The organism is Eubacterium maltosivorans, assembly GCF_002441855.2.
Lineage (GTDB): Bacteria > Bacillota > Clostridia > Eubacteriales > Eubacteriaceae > Eubacterium > Eubacterium maltosivorans.
On record NZ_CP029487.1, the window covers coordinates 2410004 to 2427412 of the forward strand.

The 17409-nt window shown below is 49.5% G+C and carries 25 protein-coding genes and 1 pseudogene; 1 reads left to right on the forward strand and 25 read right to left on the reverse strand.

Annotation, left to right across the window (positions count from 1 at the left end):
• From CPZ25_RS11435 to CPZ25_RS11490, 12 genes are read right to left on the reverse strand one after another with little or no spacing between them, the layout of a single operon-like run.
• Entirely contained in the window at positions 1–357 is a 357-nt protein-coding gene (locus CPZ25_RS11435) for a DUF6711 family protein (RefSeq protein WP_096920474.1), read from the reverse strand.
• A gap of 10 nt (positions 358–367) precedes the next feature.
• A complete protein-coding gene (locus tag CPZ25_RS11440; RefSeq protein ID WP_096920475.1) occupies positions 368–3607 on the reverse strand; it encodes a coiled-coil domain-containing protein in 3240 nt (1079 codons plus the stop codon).
• The gene (locus tag CPZ25_RS11445) at positions 3604–3966 is read right to left on the reverse strand and encodes a hypothetical protein (protein WP_073383690.1); all 363 of its coding nucleotides are present in this window, start codon (positions 3964–3966) and stop codon (positions 3604–3606) included. Before CPZ25_RS11445 ends, CPZ25_RS11440 begins: the two co-directional genes overlap by 4 nt.
• A 26-nt stretch (positions 3967–3992) precedes the next feature.
• Positions 3993–4448, reverse strand: a complete 456-nt coding sequence (locus tag CPZ25_RS11450) for a DUF6096 family protein (RefSeq protein ID WP_083591203.1) — start codon at positions 4446–4448, stop codon at positions 3993–3995.
• A 14-nt stretch (positions 4449–4462) separates the two neighbouring features.
• The gene (locus tag CPZ25_RS11455) at positions 4463–4888 is read right to left on the reverse strand and encodes a phage tail tube protein (protein WP_073383693.1); all 426 of its coding nucleotides are present in this window, start codon (positions 4886–4888) and stop codon (positions 4463–4465) included.
• A 20-nt stretch (positions 4889–4908) separates the two neighbouring features.
• Positions 4909–5265, reverse strand: coding sequence for a hypothetical protein (locus CPZ25_RS11460; protein ID WP_073383695.1), 357 nt, complete (start codon positions 5263–5265; stop codon positions 4909–4911).
• Positions 5262–5759 (reverse strand): HK97-gp10 family putative phage morphogenesis protein, encoded by a 498-nt coding sequence (locus tag CPZ25_RS11465; RefSeq protein ID WP_090413859.1) that lies wholly within the window; start codon positions 5757–5759, stop codon positions 5262–5264. The genes CPZ25_RS11460 and CPZ25_RS11465 overlap by 4 nt, the downstream gene beginning before the upstream one ends.
• On the reverse strand, positions 5756–6130 hold the full coding sequence (locus tag CPZ25_RS11470) for a hypothetical protein (RefSeq protein WP_073383699.1): 375 nt from the start codon (positions 6128–6130) through the stop codon (positions 5756–5758). The genes CPZ25_RS11465 and CPZ25_RS11470 overlap by 4 nt, the downstream gene beginning before the upstream one ends.
• The gene (locus tag CPZ25_RS11475; protein WP_073383702.1) at positions 6084–6425 is read right to left on the reverse strand and encodes a phage head-tail connector protein; all 342 of its coding nucleotides are present in this window, start codon (positions 6423–6425) and stop codon (positions 6084–6086) included. Before CPZ25_RS11475 ends, CPZ25_RS11470 begins: the two co-directional genes overlap by 47 nt.
• Positions 6426–6665 carry a Rho termination factor N-terminal domain-containing protein gene (locus CPZ25_RS11480; RefSeq protein ID WP_073383704.1) on the reverse strand — a complete coding sequence of 80 codons (240 nt, stop codon included), beginning with the start codon at positions 6663–6665 and terminating at the stop codon, positions 6426–6428.
• A gap of 15 nt (positions 6666–6680) precedes the next feature.
• Positions 6681–7622, reverse strand: a complete 942-nt coding sequence (locus tag CPZ25_RS11485) for a hypothetical protein (RefSeq protein ID WP_073383707.1) — start codon at positions 7620–7622, stop codon at positions 6681–6683.
• A gap of 20 nt (positions 7623–7642) precedes the next feature.
• Positions 7643–8272, reverse strand: a complete 630-nt coding sequence (locus tag CPZ25_RS11490; protein ID WP_073383709.1) for a DUF4355 domain-containing protein — start codon at positions 8270–8272, stop codon at positions 7643–7645.
• Positions 8273–8498: 226 nt separating this feature from the next.
• Here CPZ25_RS11490 and CPZ25_RS11495 point away from each other — a divergent pair, with 226 nt between their 5' ends.
• Positions 8499–8690, forward strand: a complete 192-nt coding sequence (locus tag CPZ25_RS11495) for a hypothetical protein (RefSeq protein WP_073383712.1) — start codon at positions 8499–8501, stop codon at positions 8688–8690.
• An 18-nt stretch (positions 8691–8708) separates the two neighbouring features.
• On the opposite strand, the gene CPZ25_RS11500 is transcribed toward CPZ25_RS11495, so the two are convergent.
• The 13 genes and pseudogenes from CPZ25_RS11500 to CPZ25_RS11550 form a co-directional block, all read right to left on the reverse strand.
• A complete protein-coding gene (locus CPZ25_RS11500; protein ID WP_073383714.1) occupies positions 8709–8933 on the reverse strand; it encodes a hypothetical protein in 225 nt (74 codons plus the stop codon).
• 57 nt (positions 8934–8990) lie between these two features.
• Positions 8991–9317 (reverse strand): YjcQ family protein, encoded by a 327-nt coding sequence (locus CPZ25_RS11505; protein WP_073383717.1) that lies wholly within the window; start codon positions 9315–9317, stop codon positions 8991–8993.
• On the reverse strand, positions 9310–9480 hold the full coding sequence (locus CPZ25_RS20475) for a hypothetical protein (RefSeq protein ID WP_167495218.1): 171 nt from the start codon (positions 9478–9480) through the stop codon (positions 9310–9312). Before CPZ25_RS20475 ends, CPZ25_RS11505 begins: the two co-directional genes overlap by 8 nt.
• On the reverse strand, positions 9481–11058 hold the full coding sequence (locus CPZ25_RS11510) for a minor capsid protein (protein ID WP_073383720.1): 1578 nt from the start codon (positions 11056–11058) through the stop codon (positions 9481–9483).
• On the reverse strand, positions 11045–12448 hold the full coding sequence (locus CPZ25_RS11515) for a phage portal protein (protein WP_167495219.1): 1404 nt from the start codon (positions 12446–12448) through the stop codon (positions 11045–11047). The genes CPZ25_RS11510 and CPZ25_RS11515 overlap by 14 nt, the downstream gene beginning before the upstream one ends.
• A 227-nt stretch (positions 12449–12675) precedes the next feature.
• A complete protein-coding gene (locus tag CPZ25_RS20480) occupies positions 12676–12834 on the reverse strand; it encodes a hypothetical protein (RefSeq protein ID WP_154556931.1) in 159 nt (52 codons plus the stop codon).
• A gap of 13 nt (positions 12835–12847) precedes the next feature.
• The gene (locus CPZ25_RS11520; RefSeq protein ID WP_096920476.1) at positions 12848–14134 is read right to left on the reverse strand and encodes a PBSX family phage terminase large subunit; all 1287 of its coding nucleotides are present in this window, start codon (positions 14132–14134) and stop codon (positions 12848–12850) included.
• Positions 14106–14552, reverse strand: coding sequence for a terminase small subunit (locus CPZ25_RS11525; RefSeq protein WP_243129300.1), 447 nt, complete (start codon positions 14550–14552; stop codon positions 14106–14108). The genes CPZ25_RS11520 and CPZ25_RS11525 overlap by 29 nt, the downstream gene beginning before the upstream one ends.
• Positions 14553–14694: 142 nt before the next feature.
• Positions 14695–15051: a hypothetical protein gene (locus CPZ25_RS11530; RefSeq protein ID WP_096920477.1), complete on the reverse strand. Its 357-nt coding sequence runs from the start codon at positions 15049–15051 to the stop codon at positions 14695–14697.
• Positions 15032–15286: a hypothetical protein gene (locus tag CPZ25_RS11535; protein ID WP_096920478.1), complete on the reverse strand. Its 255-nt coding sequence runs from the start codon at positions 15284–15286 to the stop codon at positions 15032–15034. Before CPZ25_RS11535 ends, CPZ25_RS11530 begins: the two co-directional genes overlap by 20 nt.
• Positions 15258–16670 (reverse strand): annotated as a pseudogene (locus CPZ25_RS21215) (SNF2-related protein). Before CPZ25_RS21215 ends, CPZ25_RS11535 begins: the two are co-directional and overlap by 29 nt.
• Positions 16667–16996, reverse strand: coding sequence for a PDDEXK family nuclease (locus CPZ25_RS11545; protein WP_096920479.1), 330 nt, complete (start codon positions 16994–16996; stop codon positions 16667–16669). The pseudogene CPZ25_RS21215 and the gene CPZ25_RS11545 overlap by 4 nt, the downstream one beginning before the upstream one ends.
• Positions 16989–17207 carry a hypothetical protein gene (locus CPZ25_RS11550; protein ID WP_096920480.1) on the reverse strand — a complete coding sequence of 73 codons (219 nt, stop codon included), beginning with the start codon at positions 17205–17207 and terminating at the stop codon, positions 16989–16991. The genes CPZ25_RS11545 and CPZ25_RS11550 overlap by 8 nt, the downstream gene beginning before the upstream one ends.
• Between the last annotated feature and the right edge of the window lie 202 nt (positions 17208–17409).

A 17409-nucleotide genomic window follows, 5' to 3' on the forward strand; every position in this document is an offset into this window, starting at 1 on the left:
TCACCTCTCGATAATGTCAAACGCCACTTGTGTATAGCGTTTGTACCGGGTTGCCCAGTTGCGCATGGGTGCGGAGCGGTCGCCAGCGTAAAATTCCCGGCGTTCACGCTGGCCACTCAAAGCGTCCGGATAGGTCACATAAAAATATTCTGCGTTAAAAGCCTGGAGGATCGCTGCGGTTTCTTCGGGTGTTGGATTATTCCAGGCGAGTTTAATTTTTCTTTTTTGAGCGATCCGGTTTTTATGCATGAGGGTATCCTCCGTACGCCCGGCATCGGAACTTGAAACATCCTGTAATCCCCATTCAAAAACAGCGGGGTCCTTGACTGGGACCCCATTCACTTCAATCATTGCCATTGCCTTCCTCCTAAATCTTAACCGTAGCGGAATAACGACGGCCTGCTTTTTCTTCCCCGCGACGCACTGTTCGATAAAGCGTCTCTGTATCCGCGATAATCGTGAGTTCAATGACAGGCTGCAGGTCGTTTTGCCCACTTCCTGTAAAAAACATGGCAGCCTCAACCACTGCTTCCTTAACGCCTTCTTTGATCCCTTCGACGATCTGGCTGTTATTCGCAACCACATTTCGGTTCCCCATTCGTCCCACCAGCTCCGGACCATTTTCACGGGCAATAAACATTTCTCCCATACCTGGGAATCCGCCTTTGGCATACCATCCTACGTGAAAATCCGGAATCGGAATGGACAGGTTCCCGAGTTTTACGTCACGCCAGTTCCAGTCAATGCGTGGCGTTGGAATGTGGAATGAAGAGAATCCATCCGCAAAAGAGCGAATGGCGCTTCTGCCAATATCCCATAAATTACCAATACCACTGGTAATCAAATCCGATACGCCTGACACGGCCCACCGTATCTCATCTTTATGATTTTCATATCCGGTCTTTATGGCGGTGACAATGTCAATCCCTTTTTCCTGGCAGGTATTCACAATATCGCCAATCGCGTTAAAGACTTCATTTTTGGCGTTCCGTAAACCCGATAAAAAGCGGCTTTCTTTGACGCTCTCGTAGCCGTTTTTCAAACCTTCAACAACGTCTTTACCTTTTTCAAACACCCACTCTTTTGCGTTCCCCAACACCTCCCGAACTTTGTTCGGCAGGTCAGCAAACCATGCGAGCACGGAGCCAATGCTGTCGAGGATTCCCTGAAAAAAGCCGGCAATAAGATTCCCGCCGATTTCCATCATTACGGTGGAAGGGCTGTGAATGCCAAAGGCGCTCATAATACCTGAAAGAAAAGGCCACGCTATATTGTCCCATATCCAAATAAGGATATTGCCAATTGCGTCCGTAATGCCTCTTAAAAAACCTAATCCGACACTACCGCCGCATTCTGCAATTTTTTCTTCAAAGTAAGGACCAATCCCAGAAAAAGCATCACCGATCAGTCCGAATAGAAAGGCTGCTAATCCGCCTAATAATGAGCCTAACAACTCAAACAGTCCTCTCACAATTCCAGCCCAGTCAATGTTCATCAGAAAAGTTCGTACCGATTCACCAAGCTGCCACCAGTCAATCCGCTGGACAGCTGTAATTAACATCTCCAAAAGCCCTTTTGCGCCATTGGAAAGTGTTTGCCCAACATAAGCCCAGTCGACGGTTGATGCGATGCCGTTGATTCCGTCGGCGATCGCTTGTCCCAATGAAGCCCAATGAAAATTCTCGACAAACGTCCCCAAAAACATAAAGGCCGTGTTAAAGCCTTCTGCCAGGGTTGCCCCAACTAAACGCCAGTCGGTCGCTTCGATAAAGCCGTTCAAGAAGGTGGCGATGCTTTTGGCAATGCGCGCGGTCGTCTCTTTGATCTGGTTCCATGGAATGCTGGCGAGCGCTGCATTCAGCTTATTGCCAACAGTGGCGCCGATTTCGGTAAAGTCCGCGGCGGCCCAGGCATCTTTAATCTTTTGCGCAAAATCCTGAATTTGCTGCGGGATTGAAACTTCTTCAAACATATCGCCTGGCGAAATCCCGCCGATGTCACTGGAACCCGGGGTGTCCGCGCTGCTGGCAGCGTCGCTGTGGTCATCCAGCTTATTAATCTCATCAAAACCTAAAAGGGTCCGTTGCAGCTTCCGATTTGCCGCATCGGCTTTATCGGCACTGCTGGTCTGTTTATCTAAACTCGCAGCGTAATCCTGTTGGACTTTTTTCGCCCGGATGAACGTGCTTTGACCCGTTAAGCGTGCAATCAGCATCCCGGCAGCCGTGACCGCCTGGGAAATTTTCTGAATCAGGACATTTAAGATGGGGGCTACCACATTTAAGATCGGTGCAAAGGCTGTTGCCAGACTGTTTTTGAGCTGCGTCAGGCTGGACATCAGCATAGAGAGGCTGGCGTTCGTCGCGCTGCTGTACTGTGCCAGGTTCTGCATCCCCTGTTTGGCCCCCTCAAGGGCACCGCGGATCAGGAAGCTGGCAAGCATAAACTTTGCGGTCATGCCGAGTGTTCCGAGGATGCCGCCTAAACGATGGCCGCTGCTCCCCATCCCGTTCATGGCACTTGTCAGGCGCCGGACGCCTGGAATGCCTGTGATAAACCGCTGAATGAGCGCGGCAAAGGCTCCGCCAGCCCGCTTAATTGATGGCGTCACCCGGTCAAAAGCGGCTTTCATGCCGCCTATTTTTGCAACAATATTGGAAGCTGCGTTGCGAAGTCCGGCAAACTGGAGGCCCTCGCCACTCGCTTTCAAGCGCTGCATAGACCGTGTTGCGCTGTTGATCCGCTGCTCGGTCCGGCTGATCTCAGATTGAAGGTTATTCCAGGCATTACTGCCAACGTCCTTCCCAGAAGCCTGCATCCGCTTCATTTCTGTATTATACTGGCTTAGCTTTTCTCTGGCCTCCTGAATCCGGCTGCTGAGGTTCTGCATCTCCTTAGTCGTGCTAAACGCGCCACCCTCCTTTTGAAGGGCTTCCATCCGCGCCTGAAGGTGCCGGATCGCCTGCTCGGCTTCCTTCATTTCCGCCTGAAAGCTTTTCGGCACTGCGCTGTCAGGCAGTCCCATGGATTTCCAGTTGCTCTGGGTATCCTCCAGGCCACTCAGACGGCTTTTAGCGGCTTCCATCTGCTTCGCAAGGCTTGCGTATCCTTCTGTTGGCTTAGCGCCTTTCCCTGAGGCTTCCAGGACCTTTTGACGGGCCTGAAGCGCAGCCAGTGTCTTCTCCGCTTTTTCGGCCGCAGCACTCAGCTTCTGATATTTCTCAGACAGCTGTCGGTCTGCGCCTTCTGCCTTTAAATCACGCTGCTTCTGGTTCAGGCGTTCCAGCGCCTTTTCTGCCCGGTCGACGTCGGCCTGAAGGGCCTTGTATTCATCGGTGTATGTTTTGATACCTGAGTCTACTTGAAAGTCCTTGATTTTATCGCCGATGCTGGCTTTAATCTGCTTCAGCACGTTTTGTACCTGCTTCAGCTTACCAAGAGACGGGTCGCTTGTGATGCCCTTTAACGGGCTCTTGACCGCTTCTGTCGCCTGATTGATGGCTTTCGTGGTCTTCTCTGTTTCAGAGAGCGCCTCTTTAAGCGCTTTTTTATACTGGGCTGTGCTGCCCTCAATGACCACCTGCAGCTTTTCAAGCACTTCACTCATTCGGGTTCACCTCCTTTCTGCTTTTTTCTTCGACGGTTAAATTCCCGGACATAGTCCAGGCGCCGCGCTTTGTAATCTTCCATCGCATCTGCGGCCATTCGGGTCTCATACTGCGTTTTTTCGTCGGCGTACAGCTCAGGGTAATACTCCCATACTTTCGGAATCTCACCCTTTCCGTCCATGGCCATGGCCAGATAGCGGGCGTTGACCTCTGCCATAATGAAATCCTGGTTGATCCGCTGTTTGGCCTGCTGCCGTTCAATACGGCGATGGCTTTCCATCAAATCACAGATTTCCATGGGCGAGGCGTTCCAGAAATCAGCCGGTGAAATCCCGCAGTCCAGGGCCAGTGTGTACAATTTTGACAGCTGGTCAGACAGGGTCCTTACAGCAGCTCGTCCACATCTTTCAGGTTTTCCATCATGGACGCTGCCTGTTTTTCGGTAAAAAAACCGGAAACCGCCAGAGTCGGCATGAGTACCTCGGTAAAGAGTTCCATCTGATTGCCGCCCTCCTCCAGCCATCGATCATACAGCTTTTGGACATCCTGATAAGCAATCCCGTGTTCCCAGGGCGCAATGGCTGCCTGGATAATGGTCAACATGATGGAAAGTGGCGGGATACCGCCATCTGAAACCAGGGTCAGCATGTTGGTGCGGTATTTGCTTTCCAGCCTCCCGATCATGGCCGTGGTCAGCTTCAGCTTGTAGTCTTTGCCGCTTACCCGCCAATAATGAAAGGGCTTCCGCTTTGGCTTTTCCGGTTCCTGTTTAACTTCCTCAAAACCAGTATTTGATGCTTCAATGTTCATTTCGTTATCTAATCCGTATAAACCACTCATTGCTTACTCCTTTATTAACTTCCTGCCCCGCTTGTGGGGTCGGTAAATTTCAAATCGCTCTGCACCATCATGGTTAACTCAAATTCGATGACGCCGTTCACGCCGCCGCCTGTGCGTTTCACCGACACCTGGGCATCGTAGGCAGTGGCCGTGCCATCTTTCAGGGTTTCCTGAAAGCTCAGCACCTCCCCAGCGGCCTGCGCCTCACGCATGACTCGGTAAGGCGAATCGGCTTTTGTGTTATCATATTTGAATTTATAGGTCATTTCCGGAAGGTCGCCGATGCCCTGTTCATACATCTTATTGGCATCCGTCAGACAAGTGTTTTCCACCTTTTCAGGTTCAACGCCCATTTCCGGGATTTCTTTCAAGCCGGGCAGGTCGGTATAGGTAGCGCCGCCCTTTTTCTTGAAGCCTAGTTTTGCTCCGTTTGCTAACATGTTTTCACACTCCTTTTCATTTAATTCGGCCAGTAAACATCGTCACTCTCCATGTCGATGATGGCCTCATAGCGCATGACTTTATGCTTTAGCCCCGATGGGTCCGGGGTATCCTGGCACAAGGTCCGGACCAGTCCAAGGGCCGCCAGTGCTTTATCCACTTTGATCGCCTCCGGAGAGGTGGACCGGTTGTGCCAGATATCTACTTTATAGCGCACATACGCCTTATCTTCTTTGTCGGTTTTTTCATAAACCTTGTTGTCTTCCTCAATGTACTGGATCACTGGGAAGTCCGCCCAGTCCTTTGGGTACTGGTCGGACACATTGTCAAAAGCGGCATCCAGCGCCGCGTAAACCTGGTCTTTTACATTTTTCATAGCTGCTCCTTTGCAAATCGCGCGATGATCGCTAAAATGGCGTCTTCATTGTTCTTCAGCGCCGGGTACATAAAAGGCTGGGCCGCCTGGCCGTAGCACTTATAAAAGCGCCCGTTTTCCGTGTCGATATGGAAAAAGCGATAACGCTCAGCAACATCCCGCCCGATCTGGCTTTCGTGAATCCACCAGCCGGTTTGACTGTAGGACACTGCGACATCCGGGGAGATGCCGTCATGATCGGCCTGGCCTTTGGGGCCGGTGCCGAACTCGACATAGGGCGCATATTGTTTGTTGGTGTAGCAGGTCCCTCGAATCTTGCCGTCTTTGTTTTCTACCGCTGTAAAGATACTTTCTCTCAGTTCGCCGTCGTGCACCGGGCAATTGGCCTTTGCGTCCTCCTGGACAAGGGAAATCCCTTTTTCAATGCCTTGCCGCAGCTCCATTTCAGACAGTGTCCTCAGCTTCTTTTCAAGCTCTAACGCCCCCAGAATCATATCTTTTCCGCCTCCAACCGCAAAATTTTGTAGGGTTTCACGGCGATAATTTTGTAATCTGGCGGGCGGTCCGGGCCAACATCCAGGCAAAGGCCGTCCCCTTCCACAATATCCGGTCCGTCCTCAAAAACATAGTGCACCACATCTTTTGAATCCGCCGTGATGGTGTAAGGGCCTTCAAGCCGCAGGTTCCGGATATTGGACAGGCGCTCACCGTACAGCTCTGCCTGTAGCTTGCCGCTGCCCGGCCAGAGTTCGGCTGTAAAAGAAGTCGCCGCGCCATAATCGGTGTAGGTATTGCCCTCGCTGTCTTTTTTCAGGCTTTTACGCCGGTGATGGTATGTCTTCAGACGACTGCGTTTGATTTTCATAGACCTTTCCTCCCACCCGGACCAGACGGTATTGGTTTAAAATAACGTATATATGCTTTGGGGCAGTGTCAAAGCTGTAGCGCTCACCGCCCTCACTTCGGCCTGTTTCACCCTCTGTGCCCATCCGGTTCAGCGCGATCACCGCCAAGTCCCGCACGGGCTTTTTCAATGCTGGAATCAGTTTTGACCGGTTGGTGTAGCCGAGAACAAAAGATTCTGCGTCTTCCAGGACGACGGTAATTAAATTTTCATCACTCTCACCTGTCAGCAGCTTAATCTTTTCTGCCTCTGTCAACTAAACCACACCTTTCAGGACTGCCAGGAGTTCCTCTTTCGTCAGACTTGAGTAGCCTTCAATCTCTTTTTCTTTGGCAATGGCTTTTAATTCCGCCACTGTTTTTGTGTTGATGTCTACGTCTGCCTGGTCAGCCTCTGCGGCATCCCCGCCAATCGGCCGGAATCCCTGGGCTTTCAGTTTTTCAATCTGAGCTTCTGTAACGGCGACACGCTCAACGTTCTTTCGAATCAGTCTCATGGCTCATCCCCCCCATCACACGGACGGCTTAGCGTCTTTAATGCTCAGGTAGATGGAGTCCAGTTTATTATCCAGTACCCAGATATCATGGAAACGGCGGTAGTCCATCTGCCAGGCGTTGAGCTTCTGATTGATGGTCGGGTCGAAGATACGCATGATATCCTGTTTGGTAATGGCGATCGGAGTCGCTGTTGGCAGGATCACAAAGTTCAGATCCAGCGCTTTCGTTCCCTTTGCGTAGCCGCCCGCTTCCTGTCCAGAGGTGGTGCCGTCATTGATGGTGATTGCAGAGTACATCCGGTTGGCTGGTGTCGCGATAATCGGTACGCCGTCAATGGAGGGCACCTGGGTATTAATACCGCCCTTGGAAAAGGTGACGGCCATAATCTTTCCGGCCAGCTCAATCTCCAGTTCCAGGATGAAACCTGGTGTCGCATGAATCACCAACGGGCCATTATAACCGGCTTCACGGACGGCCTTAATGCCTTCTTTTACCTTTCTCAGTGCGGAGGTGTTCGCTGCGCCGGGAGTGTATCCGTAGTCAATCATCCCCGCTTTGTCCGCCGTGATGGTTTCAGATGCGATTTTGGAAATACGGTAGGCGTCAATTTCCGGAACCACGTGCATCCGCTGGAATTCACCCATCACCGCTGCGGCTGTGGTGACAAAGTTGTTTTCGTTGATATCCATGGGGTCCAGCTGGAACTTGCGGCCACGGTCCTGTGTCATGGTCCTGGTTTCGTAGGTGAGGGTTACCCCGCCCTGCACATAACCGTTATCCCGGTCATAGTCCCCCATGCCCTGTACAGACATTTTTGGAATCTTGACTTCTGCGCCGCCATTGTAAATGACCTGGCCGGCGTTGGCGTCCATCCAGCCCGTCACGGCATCCTGGATGGCGACCTTATCCAGTGTGTTCTGGAAAAGTGTTGCGGTTGCTAATGTGTTAATTGCCATAATTTATCTTTCCTTTCAATTTATACTTTTCCCATCATCAAGTTTTCAACCTGTTTCGCCAGGTCTGTGTCGTCCTGTGACGGGGCTTTTTTCAGTGGTTTATCGCCTTTGAGCCGTTCTTCCACAGAGGCCTCGACAGCCTCTTTAAATGCTTTTTCAACGGCTTCAATGGATTGTTTGCAGGCATCGGCGTCCGAATAATTGAGCACCTCTGCCAGACTAACCGGCAGCTTTTTCTCAGCCAGGGTGTTCTTTGCCTCTGCTGCCAGCTCGCGTTTTGTGATCGCGGCTTCTCGGTCAGCCATCTCTTTTTCTTTTTTCTGCTGCAGGTACTGCGCCTTTTCCTTTTCAGTCATTTTTGCCAGTTTCTCGGCCTCGGTGGCCTTTTCATCAAAGAGCACCTCTAACTTAGAACGCTGCGTTTCCAGAGCTTTCTGTACCCTTCGGTCAAACTCAGCTTGATAATCCTTATTGCTCAAAATTTCCTCAAAGGTTTTTGGCGGCTTTTCCTGCGGTTTGTCTTCGGGAGCGCTTTCTGCGCCCGCTGCATTATCTATCCCTTCGCCTGCTCCGTCCCCTCCATTGTCGGCGGCGTCCTCAGCGAAAAGCTGCAGATTCATGGGAATCCGTTCATCGTTTGGGTATTTCATTCGTACTTCCTTTCTGCCCCGGCTCGTTCAAAGCCCAAGCCATTGCACTTAAATTTCATAGTTTACCCTCGTTTCGGAGCATGAAAAAAGGCGCGTTACTCTGCGCCTTACGGGAGATAAACGGATCACCTACCTTTCCACTTGCCTTGTTGAAAGTTCGCTTAGAATCCCTTATAATTATATTATCGGTCTACACATCGAAATACGTTTGAAAGGAGACTCTACAATGGACAAGATATTCTCTGGCTTTTGCCCAACCCAAAAGAAAGACTATCAAATTATTGTCAAGTATATTGATACGTCTACCTTTGATGCCCAAGAACATGAAAAAGGCACGTTCGATTGCGCTTACAATATGTATGGAAATAAGTGCAATATTCAATGCCCTATTTACAGTTCTGCTCCAGATTCGATTTGACAAATGCACCCAGGGCCGTTAATCGGCTCTTTTTTCATAAAAACCTTTATAAATCTCTGGCAATGTTGGGATAATATCCCCATCAATTTCTAAGTCGACTGCTTTTAAATCTACTTCCAAAATGGGTAAGCCTCCCGCTGTGTGCTTTAATTGGTATCCGCGAACTCCCTTAATTTCTACGCCATCAATAAAAATCTTGGCCTTTATGCCTGCTGTTTTAATTCTTATTTTTGGTCTTGCCATTTTTCATCACCTTTCCTGATTTTGGGTATAAAAAAACCACTGAAGTTTATTCAGCGGTTATAATTCCGGTATGGTTTCCTTAATGCCTTTTAAAATGTTGGCAGCTTTTTTCATCAACGTATTATCAGCCAGATATTCAAGTCCTTTTAGCGTGATGACCGGCTGTATGGGCTGTTCAATTTTTGGACTGTAATCTGAAGCACACTGATCATAAAAAACGCCCTCGATGTATCCGGACTTTGTTAACATAATTAAAATCTTTTCCCAGCGCTCATAGGAGATGCCAAGGCGCTCATGGGATATCTTAGAAACATCGAAAGCCTCAAAGTCCATGGCTGCTTCTAAAGCCTTTAGGATTTTGTAGATGATGGTGAAGTTATCCATTCGGGATCACCTCTTTAATATCGTCGATGGTGATGTCGATCGTTTCCCAATCCTTTGGAGAACTGCCGACGTCTGCAATAAAAACTTTATTGTCAAAGGCTTCCATAATGTCGGCTTTTCTTCCGTCTTTCAAAAGTACAGTATCAAATTCCTTGATTTCCATTTACTTTACCTCCTTGATGTATGCGCTTGACATTGAGACAGAGCCATCTGGTTTTAGTAACCACCCAACAACAACGTTAGCAGGTGTACCTTTATTCCCATAAAGCACTATTTTTTGCTCGTATCTATCGCCATACCCATTATTGTCCTTGTAGACCGCTGGATATTTCACCGCCCTTTCGGTGATTTCATTTTGAAGCTCTGACCAGTTGTTAATGTCGTAACCCAGTCTTGACGTAAACGCCGCTCCTTTCGCTAACCCCTTTTGATGATCGCCTCCAAACAAATAGTGTGAAAACTTTTTGTCTGGAACAATAACATTTTCAGCATTTGGCAATTTTAATTCTGGGTGCTTCGCAAGTTCATTCTGTCGCTGGTAATCCAGCTTTGTAAACTGCCAGCGCTCACTATTATTATACTTCATTTCCTGGAATTTATCCAGGTTTTCAGGCACTTCGTCTGCAAGGACCTTTCGGTATTTTTGGTGCTGTGAACGGTCAGCTGTCCGGTTCTTCAATTTCTTTTCTTCCCGTTCAACCGCTGGCTTACCCCTCACGTATTTGTCGTACCATTTTTCATAGTTCATGGAGCGTGGCACCTTGATGCGTTTGCCCGTGGCGGGGTCGATGGCGGAGCGCTGCATTTTGGCGATCAAAGATTCTTCCACCACTGAAATGGTTGTTGACCGGCACCAGGGGTGCATTGGCGGGCAGTTCACGCCAGCTTTGCGGTCCTTTACCAGAAACAGTTTACCGTCCAGACCTCGGCATATTTCAGAGGTGCGCAGGTCGAGGGTTGCCAGGTACTGGTATTTCTCGACGCCGCATTCCTCGTAGGCTTTAAAATTCAATTCCGTAGCCAGATAGTTGCTCTCGGTTCGGACGAGGCGCCTTGCTTTGCTGGCGCCTTTACCGAACTTGTTTTGTATGATCTCGGCCACTTCCCGGTTCGTGCGGCCAGTGACCAGGTTGATGAGCAGCTCCTGCTTCAGTTCCTGTGCTAACAGCCGGGTATTTTTCCAGATGCGTTCGGAATAGTTTTTTCCAGACCATTTCCGGTTAACGGCAGCCTCGATCTGCTTGGCGGAAATGTAGGAAAACCCAAAAGCTGCCTCTGCCTGCTGCTGGAGATCAAAGATGCCCCGGTAGTAGGCTTCATTCCCAAGGTCCACATAGTGACTGCGGTTTTTCTGTTTTACCTGATCGTATACCTCGGTCATGATCTGGTCAATCTGGTTTTGCAGCTGCTTCAGGCGTTCAAGGCGGGCCTGATAGGCTGGCGCTTCCAGTTTTGCAAGCAGTTCTTTCTGATGATCCTCGCCATTCCTGAGCTTTTGAAGCAGTTCATCCAGAGATGCCTTATCCTGCAGCTGATTAATCAGGCGGTAAGCTTCTGCTTCAGTCAGACGGTGCTTTGTCTGATATTTATCGAAAATTGCGTCTGCCTGATGGCTGATGTATCCGGAAGCCTTTTGGTACAGCTTCGCGATCTGATCGGCGGCGTCCTCAGCCTTTTCCATGTAATGGTACATATTCTGAACCTGCCGCTGCTCCCAGTAGGAAAGCCTATGCTTCGCCATCTTCCTCGTCCTTACCCTCTATCTCTGGCGATGTGTTTGGCGCATTACCGAAGATTTCCTTTTGCTTTTGGAGGTTCTCTTTTTCTTCCTGCTGCACAGCTTTAAGCTCTTCATCGGGATCATAGACAAAGGGCACCTGAGACAGCAGCGTCTTTTTACTGACCTTACCCCAGAGGTTTGCCACGTATTGGCTGATCTCCAGTAAATTTTTAGGCATCGCTCGTGTGAAAACCAGCGAAACACCTGAAACATCGATTGAAACGGCTTTTTTACCGAGGAAGTTGGCGAAAATACGAAGCCGCTTCCGGAGGCCTTTTTTGTAGCACCGGGTCTTGATCTTTGTGATGTTCTCCATGCCCAGTAACTTGAACTCCATGGCCACACCGGAAACGTTGCCGCCGAAATTCTCGTCTGTCATACAGGGGATGTGGCTGAATTTGTGGATGTCCTGCTCGATGGCTTTCTTCAGGATTTCAACGCCGGCCTCATCAAAAGTGCGGGTGAGATACTCGGCTTTTGCATCGGCGGGCAGTTCAAGCAATTTTTCCTGATTCAGCCGCTTTCTGGCTGCCTCGGTTCCCTTTCCATCGCCCTCTTTTTCGTCATCCTCATCTGAAAGCAGGGCGCCGTACAGGGCAAGGATCGCGTCAATGAACTGTTCCTTGTCAGTGATGCGGTCACTCATGAGCGCGTTGTAGGCATCGATCAGTGGGATTTGCAGCTCATAGTCTCCAATGGCCAGCTTGTTATTGTGGTATTCGATGATGGGGACTGCGTCCATAAAATGGGGCTTTGCGTCTTCTGTAAACGCCTGTGGGCCTTCGATGTCCTGGATGTCCATGATATATTTAAAATTTCGGGTCACAATGGTTGCCACATATACGGTATTGGCTTTGTCAGTAGAATCGACTTTAGCATAATAATAAACAGCAAAGAGTTCATTCTGCTCAATGCTGTCATCGTAAACCATGAAGGTATTTTTAGGGCTGAGGTTTTTGATTTGAAGCGCTGTCTCGCCTTCTTTGGCATAGATGTATTCATAGGCCCGGCCATAGATGGACAGGTCCAGACCATTGTCCCCATCGGCTTCATCCGATCCAGCGCTTTCCAGCGCTTCTGTCAGCCTTGTGATGTCCGCCTCGGCTTTATAGGAGACCGGATTGCCAATAAAGTAAGCGCTGGCTGTGTCCGCAATGTCTTTGGCGTGATTACAGACCAGTTTATTCTCGCGGTCAATATCGCTCAGTATCTGATGCCTGCCCTCGTAGTAGTTCTCCAGTTTCTGCAGGCGCTCAATACCGGACCGGTGCTTGAGGATCAGATGCCGGATGGCCTGCTTATCAATATTTTGTTCGTCAAATTTTTCTGCGGGCATGGTAAATACCTGCATAATATCACTTCCTCTCTTTTCTGTGCTTGTTTTTCCGCTTTCACATCCCTATAATGTACTTATAGCCTATCACGGGTTATAAGTACGAAAGAAAGGGGGCACAGAATGGAAAACTTTGATGCTTTTTTAAAAACAGTTGATCCGGGATCAATTATCTGAAATTGCAGGAAAAGCCGCCGCCTCACAAAACGATGCATTTGCCGGGGCTTCTCAGGCTTCCACGTCCGTTACACTTGCTTTGCTTCGTCAATATCACGAATGGCTGATGCAAGAGCTTCATGAACACCGTTAGAAACTGCCCGAACGCGTTTCGACTCCTTTTCACCTTTTCTGGCTTGGAGTCCTTTTTTTATCAACATTAATTTTTGAAATAATATTGTCAGCATTTTTATAAATCTCCTATCTAAGCCCGGCACGGGCCTTATTTTTTATCTTAGCCTTTCTTCTGGTCATGGCGTCTTCCATCCCATACCGCACAGCGTCGATGGTGTGGTTGTTCTTGTCTGGGTAGCTGCCCTTGAAATTGCCGTCTTTATCCTGCTCCAGTTCGTAGCTGGTAAACTCTCGGGCGGCATTGGGACAGCGCTTCGGGTCAATGACAATCTCCTCCAGTTCATCAGACAGGAACTCCATCCCATAATCCACGGACCCTGGGCCTTTCTTTGCGCCAATGACACGAAGCCCCAGTTCATTGAGTGCCGCAATGGCACGTGGTTCTTCTGAATCGGCTGTTATGTAATGATTGAGTGGGTTTAGCTTACGGATTTCCCGGGCGGCTTTGGTATTCCCCAGCTTTACGGCGTAGATTTCACCAAATAAAAAAAGACGTTTTCGCGTCTTGTTGTAGTGCATTTTGATATAGGCGAGTGGGTCTGCGCCATAGCCGAAGTCCAGACCGTTTTTAATCCGGTCAAACCGGGACAGCTCTTCATCGGTAATGGTGCGAACGGTGACATTTTCAAAGACGGCTCCTCCGGTCCCGGTGGCCACGCCTAAATATTCGTGTTCGTAGGCTTTTGGCTTTGTGTCCCGCAGATGCTCGGCCTCGATGAAAAATTGTTCGCCAAGCCAATCCCTCGGGACGCTCCGGTAGTCTGTATGGCTCACAATGGTGTCGGGCCGCTCCAGAAGAATGTCCTGATTCACCCAGCTGTTGATGCTTTTTGGCGGGTTCCAGGAATAAAAAACATAATAGTCGGTACCGCCGCGCATCAGGGACTGGAGGATGGTTCTTTCTTCCTCTGGTCCGTCAAACTCGGATCGTTCTTCAAACCAAATGTATTTAAAATAGCCTTTTTTAAGTTTTACAGATTTAATCTTTTGAGGATCATCGGCGCCACGGAAAATGATCTTATTCCCAAATGGGAGATAGGATAGCCCCAGCGGCGAGAACCGGACTTTCCATTTGTCGGAAACGCCCAGTCCCTCAATGGCCCACCGCAGCTGCTCGAAGACGGATTCTTCCAGAAAACGGCCAACTTTCCGCATCGCAATGGCGTTCGCCTCCGGGTCCTGCATCATTCCAAGAATGATTTCCAGGCTGATAAACGAGGACTTTGTCGATCCGCGGCCCCCGGCCAGTTTGTAATGCGTGTGCTTGTGCTCTAAAATATCCCAGTGCAGCTCGTGAAAAGAGGGCGCGATCAGGGATGTCAGTTTAACCGGTGTCTGTTTTTGGGATGTCATTGACAATCACCACACCCCCAATGTCGCCGCCGTGCTCGACCTTGTCGGTGAAAAGACTGTACCGCTTGCCAAGTAGCTCTGCGGCCTTCAGACGCTCTTTTTCATCGGGCGGCTTTTCAAGGATTTCCTGGCAGCCATCACCACACAGGCTTAGGACGCTGGACTCGGTCTCACCGCGCATGACGGCGGTCAGATATTCCATCACCTCCTGCGCATCAGCCGTTTTTTCGTTGTGCATTTTTTCAAGCTGTTCGTCGATGTAGGTTTTGACCTTAGCAATTCTTAGCATCCTTGATGCATTCACTGACGCAGCGGCATCGCTTTTCACCCGCGGATAAGCGACCTTATAGGCCCTTGTTCCGTTTAGGTCGATTAAGTATTCATCTGCAAAACGTTTCTGTTTGTCGGTCATGCCCATAAGATCACCTCTCTTTTACGTACGAAAAAAGACCATAGCTTCTGCCATGGCCTCTTAATTACACTCTTGTTAACGCCATTATACCACATATGGGGTGTTTTTTATGCCCTGAACTGTGCTGAGAAGTGTGTTATAAAGTGTGTTATTTATTCAAATCCGAATAAACATGTCTTACGTAGTCGTGGCTATACCCCAGATATTCCGCTGCCTCTTTCTGCGTCATTCCGTATACGTTCACCAGAAACAATACTTTCTCTGCTAAGCTTTCAAAACGGTCAACACAGTCTTTAAGCTCTTGTCTCAGGGCGTCCATCCTGTCGGTAACACGCTGATATTCCTCAAAAATATCGATCGCCGCCCGGCGATGGTTCCCGTGAATATTGTCTGCATCTGTATAGCTTGTCTCTGATTTCACACTCTCCGGGCCTTGGTATTTCAAAATGTCCAGACGAACTTTGTTCAATCGTTCCAACTCCGTTTTAATCTCGGTTGGATTCATAGGCACCCTCCATTCTCATTCTGGCTATAAATTGCCCGTAAGTTAAGCCGTGTTTTCTGGCGGCATCCTCAATCTCCTGTATGGCCATCCGCTTTTCTCTTGGTTTTGCTGCTTCCAGCTTTTGGCGCTCTCGGGCCAGATGATAACACGCGGGCCCACAGTAGCGCTGGTTCCCAGCTTTTGGGTCAAAGAGAGCCCCGCAGCCTTCACAGCGCTTTGGCTTCATTGTTGGCATCTTCTTCCTCCTGCTTATATTCTTCAATCCGTGCTTTCAGAGCGTTCAGTAAGGCATCCTGTGTGGCTTCCTTCCCCTGCAGCGCTTCCATGACCTGCTCGTCCATGCCGCCCTGGGTGACCAGGTGCTGGACGATGACGGTCTCGGTTTGGCCCTGACGGTGCAGTCTTGCGTTGGCCTGCTGGTACAGTTCCAAGGACCAGTTAAGCCCGAACCACACGACGATGTGCCCGCCGTCCTGAAGGTTTAATCCATAGGCGGCGCTGGCTGGGTGAGCCAGCAGAATGTCCAGCTTACCGGTGTTCCATGCTTCGATGTCTTCCGGGGTTTTCAATTCCCCGATTCTCAGTTTCATCCGGGACAGGGCTTTCTTGATCCGGTCCCGGTCATGCTGGAAGTTATAAAACACCAGCAAGCTGTTTCCCTGGGCCGTGTCCACAATCTCTTTCAGTGCCTCCAGCTTCTCGTCGTGCAGCGCGTAGACGGCTTTGTTTTCGTCATAGATAGCTCCGTTGCACAGCTGCAGCAGCTTGTTGCTTAAGACCGCTGCGGTGCTGGCGTCGATGGTGGCCTCATCCACCTGCAGCAGCATGTTTTTTTCCATCTCGCGGTACTGCGCGGCGGCTTTTGGACTCAGGTGGACCGGGATCACGTTGTCAATGCGTTTGGGCAAGGTCAGGTAATCCCGGGCTGAAAGACTGATGCAGATGTCGGAGATAGCCGCCTTGATGTTGCCTTCAGACCCGTCTTTTGGCTTGTAGGTGTAAACCCGGTCCGCGCCCCGCTGGTCGGGGTTAAAATACCGGTCGCGGTAGGCGGTGACCGTTTTCCCTAAGCGCTGCCCCTGATCCAACAGATACACCTGACTCCAGAGATCCAGTAAACCGTTGGGCGCCGGGGTGCCCGTTAAACCGTACAGACGCTTGATGTGCGGCAGCATCAGCTTCAGGGCTTTGAACCGTTTGGCGCTCGGGTTCTTAAAGCTTGACAGCTCATCAATGATCACACAGTCAAAGGGCCAGTCGTTGCGGTAATAGTCCACCAACCACTGCACATTTTCGCGGTTGATGACCCAGATGTCCCCCGGTGTGTTCAGTGCCCGGATGCGCTTGTTTTTGGCTCCTAAGACAGCGTTAATCCGCAGTAGGTGTAAGTGGTCCCATTTGGAACTTTCTCTTGTCCAGGTGTCCTCTGCGACTTTTTTCGGGGCAATAACCAGGGTTCTTGAAATGGCAAAGCGGTTGAACCGCAGATCGTTGACGGCGGTCAGGGCGATGACGGTCTTGCCAAGTCAAAGCCCCATGTCTAGGAGTAATCCTAGATGGTCCTCAAAAATCATGCGGTTAATACAATAGCGCTGATAATCATGCGGGATAAATTTCATGGGTTCATCACCTCCTTCGTATAAGCCTCATCGTCCGCGTGGGCAACCGTACACTTAAGGTCACTGATCAGCGCGTCAATCTCTTCAGGCCGATCCAACAGATAAACGTGACACCCCAGATTCTCCAACCGGTCCATTTGCCGGTTTTGGATGGCTGTCGGTTTCTTGCCGGTCTGCTTCAACTCGACAAACCCGATATGGTTTCCCGGAAGAATTACCAAGCGGTCCGGCACCCCCGCATTTCCAGGGGACACAAACTTGTAGGCTCGGCCTCCTGCCTTTTTTACCGCTTCTACGAATTTTCTTTCCAGTTCCTTTTCAAGCATATCCTAACCTCCATTGCCAGACTTTTTGTCCCTTCTCGTTGTAGGTGAAGTCTGTGATTAATCCTAAAATCTTTTTTGCTTCCCTAAGCTCTCGTTGGCTAAATCCCTTTTTATAGGCTTCGCCTCGAACGGTTCGGCACTCGACGATTGGATGACTTCTCATGAAATCCGCCAGCCATTGGACGCACTCCGACAGTTTATTTATACTCATTTTTATCTCCTTTTTATTTTTACAAATTTTGCAGCTGGAACATTTGGAACACTTTTCCTATATACTCTATGTAATATAAGAATATATAAGATTTATAAGGTGTATATATTCTTATATTTCTTTATTTTTATATTTATATATAGAAGAATGTAGACATAGTAGACAAACAGCTGTAAGTCTTTTAAAATCTACGTTTTTGCGT

Excerpts from the sequence above, each read along its gene's own strand:
- CPZ25_RS11505 (WP_073383717.1), bottom strand. The coding sequence starts at position 9,317 with ATGGATAACTTCACCATCATCTACAAAATCCTAAAGGCTTTAGAAGCA.
- CPZ25_RS11440 (WP_096920475.1), bottom strand. The coding sequence starts at position 3,607 with ATGAGTGAAGTGCTTGAAAAGCTGCAGGTGGTCATTGAGGGCAGCACA.
- CPZ25_RS11525 (WP_243129300.1), bottom strand. The coding sequence starts at position 14,552 with ATGGGCATGACCGACAAACAGAAACGTTTTGCAGATGAATACTTAATC.
- CPZ25_RS11450 (WP_083591203.1), bottom strand. The coding sequence starts at position 4,448 with ATGAGTGGTTTATACGGATTAGATAACGAAATGAACATTGAAGCATCA.
- CPZ25_RS11460 (WP_073383695.1), bottom strand. The coding sequence starts at position 5,265 with ATGAAAAATGTAAAAGACCAGGTTTACGCGGCGCTGGATGCCGCTTTT.
- CPZ25_RS11530 (WP_096920477.1), bottom strand. The coding sequence starts at position 15,051 with ATGAATCCAACCGAGATTAAAACGGAGTTGGAACGATTGAACAAAGTT.
- CPZ25_RS11480 (WP_073383704.1), bottom strand. The coding sequence starts at position 6,665 with ATGAGACTGATTCGAAAGAACGTTGAGCGTGTCGCCGTTACAGAAGCT.
- CPZ25_RS11510 (WP_073383720.1), bottom strand. The coding sequence starts at position 11,058 with ATGGCGAAGCATAGGCTTTCCTACTGGGAGCAGCGGCAGGTTCAGAAT.
- CPZ25_RS11470 (WP_073383699.1), bottom strand. The coding sequence starts at position 6,130 with ATGAAAATCAAACGCAGTCGTCTGAAGACATACCATCACCGGCGTAAA.
- CPZ25_RS11465 (WP_090413859.1), bottom strand. The coding sequence starts at position 5,759 with ATGATTCTGGGGGCGTTAGAGCTTGAAAAGAAGCTGAGGACACTGTCT.
- CPZ25_RS11545 (WP_096920479.1), bottom strand. The coding sequence starts at position 16,996 with ATGCTTGAAAAGGAACTGGAAAGAAAATTCGTAGAAGCGGTAAAAAAG.
- CPZ25_RS11435 (WP_096920474.1), bottom strand. The coding sequence starts at position 357 with ATGGCAATGATTGAAGTGAATGGGGTCCCAGTCAAGGACCCCGCTGTT.
- CPZ25_RS20480 (WP_154556931.1), bottom strand. The coding sequence starts at position 12,834 with ATGCTGACAATATTATTTCAAAAATTAATGTTGATAAAAAAAGGACTC.
- CPZ25_RS11495 (WP_073383712.1), top strand. The coding sequence starts at position 8,499 with ATGGACAAGATATTCTCTGGCTTTTGCCCAACCCAAAAGAAAGACTAT.
- CPZ25_RS11550 (WP_096920480.1), bottom strand. The coding sequence starts at position 17,207 with ATGAGTATAAATAAACTGTCGGAGTGCGTCCAATGGCTGGCGGATTTC.
- CPZ25_RS11515 (WP_167495219.1), bottom strand. The coding sequence starts at position 12,448 with ATGCAGGTATTTACCATGCCCGCAGAAAAATTTGACGAACAAAATATT.
- CPZ25_RS11535 (WP_096920478.1), bottom strand. The coding sequence starts at position 15,286 with ATGCCAACAATGAAGCCAAAGCGCTGTGAAGGCTGCGGGGCTCTCTTT.
- CPZ25_RS11490 (WP_073383709.1), bottom strand. The coding sequence starts at position 8,272 with ATGAAATACCCAAACGATGAACGGATTCCCATGAATCTGCAGCTTTTC.
- CPZ25_RS11455 (WP_073383693.1), bottom strand. The coding sequence starts at position 4,888 with ATGTTAGCAAACGGAGCAAAACTAGGCTTCAAGAAAAAGGGCGGCGCT.
- CPZ25_RS11500 (WP_073383714.1), bottom strand. The coding sequence starts at position 8,933 with ATGGCAAGACCAAAAATAAGAATTAAAACAGCAGGCATAAAGGCCAAG.
- CPZ25_RS11485 (WP_073383707.1), bottom strand. The coding sequence starts at position 7,622 with ATGGCAATTAACACATTAGCAACCGCAACACTTTTCCAGAACACACTG.
- CPZ25_RS11520 (WP_096920476.1), bottom strand. The coding sequence starts at position 14,134 with ATGACATCCCAAAAACAGACACCGGTTAAACTGACATCCCTGATCGCG.
- CPZ25_RS20475 (WP_167495218.1), bottom strand. The coding sequence starts at position 9,480 with ATGGAAATCAAGGAATTTGATACTGTACTTTTGAAAGACGGAAGAAAA.